This is a genomic window from Endozoicomonas sp., assembly GCF_031844845.1.
GTDB lineage: Bacteria > Pseudomonadota > Gammaproteobacteria > Pseudomonadales > Endozoicomonadaceae > Endozoicomonas.
Genome location: NZ_JAVRMB020000367.1, coordinates 1 through 14,925, shown reverse-complemented (window position 1 = coordinate 14,925; position 14,925 = coordinate 1). Strand labels below are relative to the sequence as shown.

At 44.6% G+C, this 14,925-nt stretch carries 9 protein-coding genes and 1 pseudogene; 3 read left to right on the top strand and 7 right to left on the bottom strand.

Features of this window, described 5'->3' with window-relative positions; genetic code table 11:
* Positions 1–79: 79 nt before the first annotated feature.
* On the bottom strand, positions 80–424 hold the full coding sequence (locus RM811_RS20475) for a hypothetical protein (protein ID WP_402527767.1): 345 nt from the start codon (positions 422–424) through the stop codon (positions 80–82).
* 497 nt (positions 425–921) lie between these two features.
* On the opposite strand from RM811_RS20475, the gene RM811_RS20470 reads away from it, so the two are divergent.
* Positions 922–1,302, top strand: coding sequence for a hypothetical protein (locus RM811_RS20470; protein WP_402527766.1), 381 nt, complete (start codon positions 922–924; stop codon positions 1,300–1,302).
* A 159-nt stretch (positions 1,303–1,461) separates the two neighbouring features.
* Here RM811_RS20470 and RM811_RS20465 read toward each other — a convergent pair whose 3' ends face one another.
* Positions 1,462–1,959 carry a Kazal-type serine protease inhibitor family protein gene (locus tag RM811_RS20465; RefSeq protein WP_402527765.1) on the bottom strand — a complete coding sequence of 166 codons (498 nt, stop codon included), beginning with the start codon at positions 1,957–1,959 and terminating at the stop codon, positions 1,462–1,464.
* A gap of 264 nt (positions 1,960–2,223) precedes the next feature.
* Entirely contained in the window at positions 2,224–2,874 is a 651-nt protein-coding gene (locus RM811_RS20460) for a recombinase family protein (RefSeq protein WP_402527764.1), read from the bottom strand.
* 163 nt (positions 2,875–3,037) lie between these two features.
* Here RM811_RS20460 and RM811_RS20455 point away from each other — a divergent pair, with 163 nt between their 5' ends.
* Entirely contained in the window at positions 3,038–5,947 is a 2,910-nt protein-coding gene (locus RM811_RS20455; protein ID WP_402527762.1) for a Tn3 family transposase, read from the top strand.
* A gap of 722 nt (positions 5,948–6,669) precedes the next feature.
* On the opposite strand, the gene RM811_RS20450 is transcribed toward RM811_RS20455, so the two are convergent.
* From RM811_RS20450 to RM811_RS20435, 4 genes are all read right to left on the bottom strand, one after another.
* Positions 6,670–7,461, bottom strand: a complete 792-nt coding sequence (locus tag RM811_RS20450) for a hypothetical protein (protein ID WP_402527761.1) — start codon at positions 7,459–7,461, stop codon at positions 6,670–6,672.
* Between the two features lie 836 nt (positions 7,462–8,297).
* Positions 8,298–9,338, bottom strand: a complete 1,041-nt coding sequence (locus RM811_RS20445; protein ID WP_402527769.1) for an aldose epimerase family protein — start codon at positions 9,336–9,338, stop codon at positions 8,298–8,300.
* Positions 9,271–11,463, bottom strand: coding sequence for a hypothetical protein (locus tag RM811_RS20440; RefSeq protein ID WP_402527760.1), 2,193 nt, complete (start codon positions 11,461–11,463; stop codon positions 9,271–9,273). Before RM811_RS20440 ends, RM811_RS20445 begins: the two co-directional genes overlap by 68 nt.
* A gap of 172 nt (positions 11,464–11,635) precedes the next feature.
* A complete protein-coding gene (locus tag RM811_RS20435; RefSeq protein WP_402527759.1) occupies positions 11,636–13,555 on the bottom strand; it encodes a hypothetical protein in 1,920 nt (639 codons plus the stop codon).
* Positions 13,556–14,411: 856 nt separating this feature from the next.
* Here RM811_RS20435 and RM811_RS20430 point away from each other — a divergent pair.
* Positions 14,412–14,645 (top strand): annotated as a pseudogene (locus RM811_RS20430) (IS110 family transposase); the annotation flags it as partial.
* Positions 14,646–14,925: the final 280 nt, after the last annotated feature.

Below are 14,925 nucleotides of genomic sequence, written 5' to 3'. Positions count from 1 at the left end.
GCAGCCTATGGTTAATACCCGGTTACAGGCTCATTTGCCGGTACATTCTTGTCAACCTCTTCCCTTACTGAAGAACAGCCTAGGAATGCTCTCCTAATAAAACAATCTTAAATGATAAGTCTAAGCCTGGTGATGAAACTGGACGACCTACACGCCATGCCCCTGTTGTTTTAAATCCTTCAGCTTCGACTAAATTAAACTTTCCGTTATCAGCATTCCTTTCGAGGTAAAGAGTATTGTTATTAGAAATACGATACACCTTCACAATAAAAGCAGGCTGTTCCCTAACTAAACTAACTTTATAACAACAACTACCTACGGATATACTGCCACCATAAGGATGATGCGAAAAAGACACAGACTTATCTTTAGATGAAGTAAGCCTGTTTACAGCGTCTTCTAATTCTGAAGTATTAAAATCCATCTATCGCTCAAACCTCTTGTTTAAATGAATTACGTTTTTTTAATTATCAGAAATAAGAGGGGGTTTTTTACCGCCTGCTTTCGGTAAGTCAGTAACTGATGGCGTTAATCCTTTTATCTGCAAGAACCCAGACGACAATCGAAAAACCAACCCAAAAAATTATAAATTCCATAATCTCAACCACTGAGAACCGGCTTATCAGAGGCGGAAACACAGCCGGTTACTCTGTGTTTTCGGGCGCTACCCTATCCGCTACCAAATACTACCGACAGTCGTTGTATAACTTCAACCTCCCAAGCCCTTATATTAATCTTGGTCAGTTTTGCCCAGTGCCTAACCCGGGAGTGCCATTGTGGAGCGTGTAAGTTAAGCGATTACAAAAGGTCAGCTGACTATTCCAAAGGTGGGATTCCCCAATTACCAAGGGATATAATCGCTTAGCGTACGATTTTTCCCTTTCTATGGGGTGACCCCATGAAGCCTCACGCTTACTCGGATTGAATGAACAGCTAAAGCAGGAACTGGCCGACGCCAGGCAGCAGGCCGATACCCAGCGACAGGAAGCTATGCAGAACCGGCTGGAAGCAGACAACTTGAAGAGCCAGATGGAACAATCAAAAGCGGATCAGGAACGCCAACAAGCCAGCCTTGAGCAAGTGCAGGCAGAATCCCTGAAGTTGAAAACCACAGTGGCCGGGCTGGAAGTCAGAGTGGATGATAGGAATATCAAGGTTGGGCAGCAGGAAGCCGAGCTGGCCACGCTTCGGGAGAGGAAGCAGGAAGAGGTTCAGCAGATCGCTAACCTGACGGCGGAGCGGGAAGCGGGTAAGGCGCGGATCCGGAAGCTGATGCAGGAGTGCGGTGTTGCGGCAGGATAATAAGTCGATGTTGGTTAATGCGAGGCTGGGGAGCGGGGAAAGCGGAGAGTGAATAAAGAAAGTGCTTCCACGCAGATCGCGGGAACGAAGAGAAAAAAGCAAGCCCTGACCTGAGGTCTCGCATGCAATGGCATCTAAGACACAACGGGAAAACCGGGGTCATGGACATTCGCCTTCACTCTTCACTTTAATATAAATCCCCGAGCACTTATCAATGTAGTTAAAAACACAGATATTGGGGTAGGTTTTACCATCGCTAGCGCATACGGGTTCCCACACCACCTTGCACGCGGGATTACGACAGATATCGAAAGTGGTTGGACTGACGGTAGTAGACCTGTCAGCGGCAGGCTTGGCGGGAGGGGGTGGATTGGCAGTTATGGTTCTGTTTGCCAGAAGCGTTCCTACAGTCCCTACAACCCCTGCACCTGCACGTGTCAATTCATAAATACCATACGACGCAGTACCAGCAGTTACAACCAGTGCCCCCAGTGCCAGATATGGATGCCTCAATGGCCACTTGAAACATTGAGTGACCCAGCCTCCCTTGCCAATACAAGACTTAGATTCCGGGCCGGAGCCAGATTCAATGTCACCTTGAGCAGCTGGAGAATAGGCAGGATTTGAATGGGTTGTACCGACAGAATCAGCAGGCATGCAGGTCACCACTAAGAAGGCATTTAAAAAATGGATACGGAAAACAGAAAATAGTTCCGAGCTGACCTTAGCTAGTTCCCATCCAGAAACGCTGTAGACCCCGTATGGCAGTCGATCAGGTCTAAAAAATGCATTTTGTTTTGACACCTGCTCCGCACGACTTTCGGGGCCTGTAGCGGAGTTGATGCGATTTTTACGTAAATTTGAAGCACCTTGAATCTCTATAGCCTACGTGTCCCAAGAGCTAGAGTTTCTGGATGGGAACTAGCTAAGCTGATAAGTCTTGTCTCCCAATGACTCTGGGCGGATTACCCCGTGCTTTTTCATCCAGTTAGTCAGATTGGCAGGTGTTGTGTTATACCTGTCGGCAATAAAGGTTTTAGTCGCCCCATTAGCCAACAAAGCCTCGATCTCTGGTTGAAATGGATCAAGCTTGCTTTTCCCCGGTCCCTTTGGTCGCCCCAAAGGGACACCCGCTGCTTTTTTTGCTCTCAACGCTTCTTTGGTTCTCTGGGAAATAAGGTCTCTCTCGATCTCGGCAGCCATAGAAAATGCCATTGCTATGATTTTGCTCTGGATAGAATTATCCAGTTGCCAGTCACCCTTGACCGAGTACACATGAATTCCACGCTGCATGGCAATAGAGAGTATCTCAATGCATTCCAGCATGCTTCGGCCCAGGCGAGACAACTCGCTGACAATAAGGCTGTCACCATCAGCCAGCATTTCGATAATCGTGGCGATCTGTCTTTTGTGCCAGGAAATCCTTCCTGAACACGTCTCTTCTATGAATTCGACATGACCCAGCGTTCTCTGGTTGGCCAGTAACAAAATATCAGTTTTGTTTTTTTCCAGATCCTGATCAGCACTGGAAACCCTCAGATAGCCGATGGTTTTAGGCGTCTCTCTGGTCACGGTGACCTCAGACAAATCAAACGTTAATGAAAACCCTGAATATACAGGATTTTCTATGGGTTATCCGATCGAAAATACAGTGGTTTTCTTTTATGATTACCGTCATTAAAAATGAACGTTTTTAATGACGGTTTCTGATTCCTGATCAAGATGGCAATGTCCCGTGCCGCACCGAATAGTCTTGTCCCTGTCCCAGCGTAAAGCTTTCACTGCATTGCCTGTTGAACCGGCAGAGCTGGCCAGGCATTACACCCTCTCGGACGCCGATCTTGACGTGATCCGTAAACGTCGGGAGGAAAGAAACCGCATCGGTTTTGCAATACAGCTTTGCCTGATGCGCTATCCGGGGCGCAGGCTCAACCCCGGTGAACAACTACCCGATGAGCTGGTTACTTTTGTAGCGGAGCAAATAGCCGTCAGGCCCGCTGCTTTTGCTGGTTACGCTGGGCGGGAAGAGACTCGGCGTGAACACTTTCTGCTGTTGGCTCGTCTGTTACGGGTGATGTCATTCGGCAAGACGCACTATCACAGCATGACCCGCTGGCTGATCCCTGTTGCGGTTGAAAATCCCGGCAGTGTCTTCCTGGTGGGAGCGCTACTCAATGAGTTACGCCTTCAACGGATATTGCACCCGGTTCTCCCTGTTATTGAGAGTATGGTGGCTGCCGCCAAGAGCAATGCTGATCGACGTATTTTCAATCGGATCAATAAACAAATACAAGACCAACACCGGGTAAAGCTTGATGAGTGGCTGAAGACGAATGAAAAACAACAAAGCAGGCTCTCATGGATTCGACAGCCAGTAGGCCGCCATTGTCCTGCGAATGTCCTGGCCATACTGGAGAAGCTTGATGCGATCAGGGGGCTGTCACTCCCTGACTCCATACTCAGGGAGCTTCCTGTTTCAAGAAGGGAGCTGCTTGCCAGAGAAGGTTCGCGCATGGCCGCTCATAACCTGCGTATGGTTAGCGATGCCAGGCGATACTCTGTTTTGGCGGTGTTCCTTCTTGAGCACTCTCGCGCTTTAGTGGATGAAGCCATCACCATGCATGACCGCATGGTTGGGAGTCTGATTAAAAAGAGCAAGCACAAATACACTGAGCAATTGCAGAAAGAAACCAGGCTTATAAAACAGGCTGTCAGCACTCTGGCGACACCGGGTGACGTACTGATAGAAAGCAGAAAGGGTGAAAAAGATGTCTGGAGCGCAATCGACAACGCTTTTTCATGGAGTGAATTGCAGGCTCGCTTCAGGGAGGCCGAAGAGCTAGCCAACCCTTGCAAGCTGAATCCTCTGCGCTTTACCGAAAACTATTATTCCCAGATGCGTCGCTATACCCCGGAATTACTGGAACATTTTGACTTTCAGGCGGCTCGGGGAGGACAAGAAGTTTTGGATGCTATCCTCCTGCTCCGGGACATGAATAGCAGTGGCAAAAGAAAGCTGCCTGATGACGCGCCCCGGTCTTTTATCCCTTCTCAATGGGTCCCCCTTATCTTTCAAAATAATGAACCGGATAAACACTACTATGAACTCTGCGCGCTCAGTGAACTCAGGAACCACCTGCGATCTGGTGATATTTGGGTGCCAGGGAGCAGGCAGTACCAGGACTTTGAAGGCTACCTGACCAGCAGGGACACCTACGAGGAAATGAAGCGGAATAATGAGCTGCCTGTAGCGGTTGAAGCTGACTTCAGCCGTTATATGACAGAGCGAATCAGTCTCCTCAGGCGTGAGTTTGATAAGGTCAATTCCCTCCTTCAGCAAGGGAAACTGGATGATGTAACGATCAAGAAAAACAGCTTCCATGTGAAGGCTCACGAGGCTACCGACATTCCTGAAGAAGCCAAAACGCTTATCCGGGAAATCCATCAGGCCATGCCCAGGATCAAAATTACCGATTTGCTGGTCGAGGTGGATGACCTAACGGGGTTTACCCATCAGTTCACACACTTGCGAACAGGACTGCCGGCTGAAGACAAACAAAGCCTGCTCACGGTTATATTGTCAGACGCTATCAATCTGGGGCTAACCCGGATGTCACAAGCGTGCAGAGGCGCGACATTCAAACAACTCAGCTGGACAGCAGACTGGTATGTAAGGGATGACAGTTACTCTCGCGCCCTGGCTGATCTGGTCAACTGTCATCATGAGATCGAATTGGTGAATAGTTGGGGGGATGGCAGCACGTCTTCATCCGATGGGCAAAACTTCCCTGTTGGCAATGTCGCCCGCCGCCTTGGTGATATCAATCCTAAATATGGCAGCCATCCGGGAGTCATGGTTTATACCCATATTTCAGACCAGTATTCCCCCTTTCATACCCGACTGATCAACACCAATACACGGGATGCCACCTATGTGCTGGATGGGCTTCTCTACCACGGCTGTAACCTGGACATCAAAGAGCACTACACGGATACCGCCGGTTTTACTGATCATGTGTTTGGCCTGTGCCACCTGTTGGGTTTCAAGTTTGCTCCAAGGATTCGAGATATTGGGGATCTCGTTCTATACCCTCCCGACAAACCAGACTGCTGGCCACAACTGACGACGCTTCTGGGAGGGCGAATAAAATCACCAACCATCGAAAACCAGTGGGACGACTTGCTCAGGCTAACCAGTTCTATCCGGCTTGGTACGGTCACAGCGTCGCTCATCATCAGAAAGCTTGCTTCATACCCTCGCCAGAATAAGCTGGCCCTGGCATTACGGGAGCTTGGCCGGATAGAAAGAACCTTGTTTCTTCTGGAGTGGATGCAAAAACCGGAATTGAGAGCGAGGGTGCAGGCTGGACTTAACAAGGGTGAAGCCAGAAACGATCTTGCCAGGACCGTTTTCTTCAACCGGCTTGGGGAGGTAAGGGATAAATCATTTGAAAATCAGAGCTACCGTGTATCCGGACTTAATCTTGTGGTTGCTGCCATTATCCTCTGGAACACCATTCACCTTGAGGAAGCCATTGCCGACGTCAAAAAACGGCGGAGTATACCGGATGAATACCTGCGCTACCTGTCTCCCCTGGGGTGGGAGCATATTGGTTTAACCGGTGATTATATCTGGAGACTGTAGTCTTGGAAGGTGATGGTTAAAGTGCCTTGTGCCTGGTGTATACCCCTTGATTACCAAGGGATGCATCGCTTAGCGTACGATTTTTTCCTTTCTATGGAGTGACCCCATAGAGGCCGAAGACCTGATGAGGTGGGAGTGAGCAGATTCCATCAGGGCCAGAGGCGAATGCGACCTCACCCCAAGGCCGGATATATGGAAGCATTACTCTTTAGTCATTATCGAAAACTTTACCTTGCATCGCGGGGCGGACCATATATGACCCCAGCTTTTGACCCCAGCTTTCTTTAACAGGGCCTGTGTGAGAAACCCTTCACCGGACAGCATGCCACCAATCAGTAATTCACAAAACGTTGGTGCAGCAAGTGATGATACTGATCCCGCTAAAAAAGTCACATAAATAGCGAGTTCGCGGAGAATAGTTTTGTGTGCTTCTGAGAGCATGATAACCGTCTCTTTTAGTTTAGGTGACGGTTGGATTAGCAGTATTTATGTGGTTCTTGTGTACTTATAATTCTCTAAACTCGAGTACCCTAAGAACATCAGTTAACAATTCTCAGTAAGTGGTTGGCTATGCATTCCCACGCAGAGCGTGGGAACGAGGTTCTCGGTGGGTTTTGCGACAACCTCGAAGGCGGGGATCCGCTGCCCGCGATGGATTCCCGCCTGTGTGGGAAAGACGGCAGTGGTAAAAACCGGCATTTAAGACCTTTTTCGACAACATCTTATAGGCTGTTGCTAAATTCTCCGTAAACCTCGTTCCAGCTCTGCGTGAGAACGAGGTCATATTCTTCTTCAATATTCCCGGGTGCTTCCCATAATTCCCTGTTCAGGAGATTGGTATAAGCCTGATCGTTGGCTGATGTCTGTAGTAAATCGGTGGTTGATTCCAGGAGCGTAACAATCGGATCGCTATCCAGACATTTGACCAGTTCTTTTAACGCCTTGATATTATTCCTGATGGGATCTCCTATTTTTGTGCAGGCAAGTTCTATCAAAAAAGTGCTAACCTTGCCATCGCCGTTATTTATTTTATCACTTAAGACATTATGTTTGTGCTGATCCTGTCTAACCTTCAGGGCTTCATCAATAAGTTCGCAAATCTGCTGGCGGAACTGAACAGGTCTTTTGTGAGATGCCTTGTTAATTACAGATTTAACCTTATTTGACCACTCCGCTGATTTAGTAACATTACCGGCAGGAATTTGGGCAGGTATATTTGTGTTTACATAGGGAATCGTCGATCCTGATGATTTTGCTTCCGATGAATTTATAACCTGAATATTTTGAAAACTCTCCGGGTTATGTTTTTTTACATAGACATACTTTGAATGTATAGTCGCTGGATGAGTCGGTATAAAATCTCTTTTAAGCCTTTCAAAATAATCATTCGTACCGGATTCTGATTTACCAGTGGTCTTTCCGGGTTGTCTGGATTTCTGGCCGTTATTGCCTTGCTGAAATTCTTGGTGGCTGTGGATTGGAGTCCTATCCGCCCTGGCAGCTACTCTGGCCATTATTGGCTTGTTCTCCACTTGATATCTCGAAGGGTCAGGAACGGCTGTAATCTGGCGGTGATGAGTACTCGGATCTGTCTTTATTCTGGGGTGACTATCGAGATGTGTCCCGGGTGGAAAACGAGGCAGTCCTGTTGAACTGAACCCATTAATGGAACCATCTGAAATATATTGGATACTTCCATTCCTAAGCATCGCCTCCCCGCCCCCTTTTTTTTTAAGTCTGAAATTATTCTGCTTACGTTTTGTAAGACAGCTGAATTGTTTAAAGGTTCATTATTGTTTCTGTTTTCTGTTTTCTGATAGGCAGCAACTGATTTCCATCGATTAGTATGGGGATCGGTTGTTGTTTTATCGTTATGTCTCTGAGCCTTTTGTGGTTTTAGACATAGATAGAGTGGGGGCTGGCTAAGTTACCGTTAGTGGTTGGTCTGAATTTTATTCCTATGCCCGCAAGTAATAAATCCTAAATTTTTATATCCTTTATTGTCTTTGCGCCGAACAGTACGAAATTGAGCCATGTATTAAAAAACGTGTTTAATATCGCATTTTACTGATATGTCATAATTGGCAGCTTTTAATAACTGCATAGTAGTTTTATTTTCTTGCTAGATACCATTAGAGATAAAAAGGTTCCCAACCATTAACGGTAACTTAGCAGTGGGGGCTGATAAAAAAAGGGGGGGCTACAAATATCCGTCCTCATATCTGAAGCTTTTAAAAGATATTTTATAATCCAGTGAATAAATCACCAGCAGAAAAATCAGCGCAAATACCGTGGCAAAGCCAGGCCAGAATAATTTCAGGCCGGCCACTCCGGCCTGAACAGGCATTAATTACATTGCACTAAAACGGAAGACCGCTTTTTCCTGGTAAGTTTCACCAGGATTCAGTTGGGTTGAAGGAAACTCTGGCCTGTTGGGTGAATCTGGAAAGTGCTGGGTCTCCAGACAGAAACCAGCCCGCATGCCATATTGGCCACCTCCCCGTGCGGGCTCTCCTTCCAGATAGTTGCCGGTGTAAAACTGCACACCCGGCTGGGTGGAGAGTACTTCCAGGGTTCGGCCACTTTCTGGCGCTTCTATCCGTGCGACAGTCTTCAGGGGATTTTCACGATCTCTCTCTGTCCAGATTACCCAGTTGTGGTCATAACCCCTGGCCTGCTTCAGCTGGATAAAATCCTGACCAATATCACGGCCTATGGGCTTCATGGCGGTAAAGTCCATGGGCGTATTGATGACAGACTCAATCTCGCCATAGGGAATGGACGTTTCATCGGTGGGGGTGAACTGGCTGCAGTGGAGTTGCAGCTGGTGGCTCAGGCAGTCATCACTGCCATTAAGGTTAAAGTAGGTATGGTTGGTCAGGTTGACCACGGTGGTTGTATCAGTGGTCGCCTGATATTCGATGCCCAGTTCGTTCTGGTTATTCAGGGTATAGGTCACTTTCACACTGAGCTTGCCAGGGTAACCTTCTTCACCATCGTCTGAATCGTAATAAAGAGACAGCGTGCAAAGGTTGTCTTTGGTATGGTGCTCTGCCCGCCAGAGATGATGATCAAAGCCCACCTTGCCGCCATGCAGATGATTTGGGGCATTGTTACAGGCCAACTGAAACCGCTCGCCATTCAGCTGCAACTCGCCTTTGGCAATACGGTTGGCATAACGGCCGACAATCGCACCAAAATAAGCGCCTGAACGCTCGTAATCGGCCACCGAGTCGCAGCCCAGGGTGACTTCAGACACATTGCCTGTACGATCTGGCACCTGAATACTCTGGATGATTCCACCCAGGGTCAGGATGTGGATCTTATTTTGGCACGTCAATTCGTAGCATTTTATTATAGGTGGCTGGATCCAAACCGCATTCGCGAACATATTTCTCAAAGTGTTCAACAACCTCCCTGTCTTTGCCGGCCTTATAGGATTTCGGATCTATCGGTGTAAAGGGAATCTGTTCTCTTCGATTCATGCATTCATTAAGATAACTGATTCGGCAACTCAGTAAATTACTAATCAGGAAAGATTCATGACCATCGCGCGGACAGTGAGGCACTCTGAATTCGATAGTGCTGGTTGGTTCTTTATTTATATCAACCGTATGCTCGGCATCTTTCAGATGATGAAGCGCGCAGGGACTACATTTGTCATTCAGTTTCAGACTATTCATAAACTCCGAGAGATCCAATATATCCGAAAAAGAACCACGGCGCGGTTCACATCTGCCACTCTTTATTTGATTATTGGCAGCAGCAACCATCGAAGTAAGAAGCTCTATTCTGCTACGGGATAACACCGCGTATGGAAATACTTCAACCATCCGATCTAATCTATCTAATGCCTTTGGTATCCAGGCGTTATTTTCCACATCAACGACAATCCTGAATAGTAGTTCAGGAATCATACTTAGTGAAGGTATAACATCAAAATGTTTATGACCTGATTTACCGACAAGGGATAAATCTCTGGTAATAGGAAAAATAAAATAATCAAACATCTTGGCCGCAGAGTACTTCTCGACACAATTATAGTTTTTAACAGAGAATTTTTGATTCAATTTATAGGGTGTTGTAATAATCTCCAGTGTATCCTCTAAATCTTGAAAAACTTTAGCTTCCCAAGTACCAATACTATAATGCAGGCAAGGTCTCTCTGACTCATCTTCTTTTTTATAAGTCGATCTTTCAACTTTTGACTCTGCATTAATGCCATGATCTCTTATTATTTTTTCAATCGCTTTTTGGTAATTATCCAAGTATTTAAGAAAGTCTATTTCCCTAACAGACCGTTTATTATCATCAAACCAAAACTCAAACTCTTCACCTATAAAACTGTCACATTGATAAGTTGAAAATCTTGTAATGTGAGATGAAGGAATAGCTGCACAGGCAGACGAGGCTCCGTCAACGGAATCAGCCACTCCTGCTGCCCCACCCTTGCCTTCCTGATGAAAAAGCATATTACAAATAACCTCAGGAATATAACACTGAAGCTTATAGTCATCTAAGGCATCCATAGGCATTTTCTGCTTTTCGCCCAGAATATAATCCGCTTTTGAATGGCTCCACAGAAAATAATTCGAATGAATCAATATCCTGTTTTTTCCCCTTGTATTTACGAGAAAACGACCATTTGCAAATTGCGATTCTAGCAAACTTTTCAGCCAACGATTCATCTGATCAGGTTTAAGACTCAAATAAAAAAAAGCATCATCAACAGCATCTCTAGCCAAACAAAAATCCATGTAAATATGGCTTGATAATATTTTATTAAAATTGTAATGATATGACTTATTAATCTTATTAAAGTGGCAATAACTGAATAATTTGACAATCATCAGAAAAAAAGAAAGGAGATTTTCAGGGTTGTTGTCACAATCATCTTTACTCTCGCATAATTGATTAAGAAATTGAATTATATCAAGGGCAGAAACACTATACCTATCTTTATCTTTATCTTTATCTTTATCTTTAGCAATAGATAGAAAAACATCACAAAAGTTTTGATAAGGATGAACAGTAGTTTTTCCGTTAAGACTTTCGTGGGTTGCATCATAAATTAAATTTTCTATCTGTTTATTATCACCGCAAAAAAGACTAGACATCTCTAGCAAGGTGTCGGCCATTTCCATAATGCCATCCGCTTGAATTCCCATTTTTTTCTTTTTTTCTTTCAAGTCTGGATATTTATCCTCCATTCGTTTAATGTTTGGAGCAAGAGCTGGTATATCTCCTTTAATGCCTATTATTTGTTTAAACTCCTGCAGTTTTTTATAGGCCTGTTGCTGAGGAACATCGGTTGAGAAAAATGAACTACCCTCAGTAACACCCATTTGCTTTTGCGTTTCAGGTTCTTTTGTTATCCTTTTTTTCTTATTAGGTGTTCCATTTTCAGCTTCAGTAAACTGCGGTTTGGAATGAAAATCTACCCTGTTAGAGATATTGATATTAGAGATACCAGGCATTTTATCCTCTCCTCGGAAAACCGGGGTCAGGTCTTTCATTGTGCATATCCATTGCCGTTTAATAAAATTTAAATAAAAATCAGTTCGTAAGTATTCCAAATAAAAGGCCCATCATCACTATGTACAATGAGTAAATGTGCAGAATATGTTACGCACGATGAAAGACCTGACCCCAGTTTTCCTCATTCAAGATTTAAGGCCCGCCCTTGATTTACTCCCATATGGTATTCAGGAAATGTTGTTCCGAAACAGTTTTATTTACCATCCAGTCCGAATTATTAAAAGGGAAGTATCGTAACTGCTCTTCTTCCTCTGAAGAAAATGAGCTTTCGAAATATCCATTATCCCAATTATCAGACTTCAGGGAAGCCCGATCAGGTTGTTTCAGCGTCAGTGGTTTTTGAATAGCTACCGTCTTGCGTAACTCGATAACTACCCAGTTTTTGTGGTTAAATGTCAGTGGGGCCGTCACGAATGTATAATGGGAAATTATATCGGTAATCGCTACTGTAGCGGTTGCAGAATGCAGTGGGAGTGGTATTTTTCCCTTTCCTGATGTTATATAGGGTTGGTCGGTGTTTGCACCAACCACCTTTGTTTTTCCGTACTTCCTTCGTAGATCAGCACACTCAAATACCTCTTGCCAATACCCACACAACCACTTGTAATAGATGTCTAGCATTTCGGAGCTTTTAAATGAAGAGTGTAGATTTATTATTTTTTCCATAAGTCTTTCTGGAATTTTAGTGCCTTTATTTTTTTCAGCGTTTGTATTGAAAAATTCAATGGTTTTGTCACTAAGTATCTCCAGCATCTCTTGGTGGAGGCTAATTTTTGTAGAGAAGCAGGAGTATCTAATTGAGTATAGATAGCTTTTTTTGACTTCTGGAATATGGGATAATCGACAAAAATATCTGAAAGCAATATATGCATGGTTAGTTGAAAATGCATTTATCTCATTCCGGTCAACATCATCTATTCCTTCAAACTCCTGAAATATGCTGTTTATTATCTTTGTCAGTTCTTCTGTTTTTTCTAATTTTCCTATTTCATTCTTGACTCCATTTGAGTTGTTCTCATTGATTATGGTCTTACATAACGAACCAAGATTTGAGTAAGGAATGAAGAAATTATGTTGATGAAACCAGGAAATGGGGGTTTTTAAGGCCCCGGTCTTCATAATGGCAGTTTCGCCAATCTCATGTTTTTGACTGAGAGATACTACAGCCGCTTCGATTTTAATATTTCCTTTATATGGAAGACATTGTTTGTAAGGACTGATGGCCATAAGATCTATTTGTGAACTGTCATTAAAAAAATCCGAAATATAGTTGTTATAAGCAATAATTACTTTGCCTAATTGCTTTGAACATTGATCGTCAGCGAATAACTCTTTAAGCTTTTTTAGTTTCTGATCAATGTGATAACTATGAAGCTGAGTTTCAGTTAGAGGTGCTGTTACCAACTCAAGGCATGCTGTTTCACTAGGACTGAGCTCAGCCGTGACCGAAATCAGAGGATAACCAAAGCACTCACCAGTAGTTCGTGCAAGGATCTGTCCTTTAAACCATGGGGTAGTGTTCATGAATTCTAAACCAGCAGTTTCTATTTCGATGCCAATTCGTTTTAAATGATCAGGAGCTAATGTGTTGTCTGGTATATGCCTGGTTGTTGTATCTGACCTTTGTTTAGGGGTAAAAACATCCGGCAACTTACATTTGGATTTTGGATTGACCTTGCTGCAATAGCAAACATTCTCTGTGCTTTTGGCTTTTTTTTGATTTATTATTTTACTGGCTGGACTCTTGCCTTGTTCCTGACCGCGAAGAAAGCGCGAATTAAACTCGCCCTGTTCATGGAACAAATTTTCAAGAACATCACCTTGAAGTATGTCTTCAGCCGAGACCTTTTTTTTCTTTTTTATTTCTATCTGTGCTTTCCGGTTTTTTATTCCTGATCGGTTTGATTTAGAGGGATACCTGGACAGGTCTTCAATATTGAACCGGAACAAATCTGGCTCATTTTTAACAGAGGAACCGTTAAATGATACGTGTTCCTTTTCGGAATCCGACGCATATTCCAGAGTGTTTGTATGGCTGCTCTGGCCTAATGATAATAGTGTCTTATCCATAGAAATACTCACCACACAATTAATGCTAATCTATTTTTGTTTTTTTTACTTGCTTAATTGACCGTTTTCAAACACGGCCCGAACCAATCTTCCAGAATTTATTAACCAAGCTACACTTGAAGTATTCTCCCTGAGGAGCAAATCAAGACTAAAAACCCTACCACACGGACACCTTCTGATCAGGTTAGTTCAAAATCAAATAGCCGGGGTCAAAATGCAAATAAAAATAGCCGAAAATAAAAATAGCCGGGGTCACAATTAGCCGGGGTCACAATTAGCCGCAAATAGCCAAATAGCCGGGGTCAAATAGCCGAAATAGCCGGGGTCAGATCTTGATTCTTGAATTCATTCAAAAAGAAAGACCTGACAGCAGTTCCAATTGAACCCTCCCGCCTCTTTTTAATGAGAGTGCACAAAAGACATCGGTACATGCACCAGGTCTATGACTCCGGAGAACCGGCAGGGTGCTCGCATAACGCACCTGTACCATAGCCCTGTGGGTCCTGGGGGTATTCCCCCATCCAACAGGGTCGGCGTTCTCGATGATGGTTTCGGAGCTCACTCTTAATAAAGAGCAGAGCCTGTACGTTCCCCTGTCAACGCTTAGCCATTGCCACTACTGACAACCGCCCATGACTCGGGGTTCCGGCGGCTTGCTATGCCTTACGGGATGAAGGACTTTCACCTTCAATCTTCTGCCGATTTATCTCGGCGAACTGGATGTCCTTATTCTTTTCCTTATTCTTTTGCCCAAAAGATGAAAGCAGGGATCAGGTCTTGAATCTTGAACCTTGAACCTTGCATTAATTCAAGATTCAAGACCTGACCCCAGATTTTCAAGACCTGACCCCAGATTTCTTTACTGGGGATCAGCAAGCGGGGTGATACCTACCTGAGAACCCTGTTGATACATGGTGGCAGAACTGTTGTCAGAGTAGCTGATAAATACGACGACCGTCGTAATCAGTGGATAACCGAACTGGATAAACGTCGTGGCAAGAATATTTCAGCAGTGGCTGTTGCCAATAAAAATGCACGGGTGGCTTGGGCAGTGTTAACAAAGAAAGAGCCGTACAAGGCAGCGGCATGAACAATATCAATACTAAACTATTAAACATTTGTCGTTAGACAAGAAAAGCAAAAGCGGTTAATCAGGGTAAACCTGCAACGAGTTGCGCGGATAAAGTTAAATGATGGCATAAAAGGTAAGACCTGCACTCCTAAGAACCTGTTGGGGTCTAGGGCCCATAGAGGCCGAAGACCTGATGAGGTGGGAGTGAGCGGATTCCATCAGGGCCAGAGGCGAATGCGACCTCACCCCAAGGCCGGATATATGGAAGCATTACTCTTTAGTCATTATCGAAAACTTT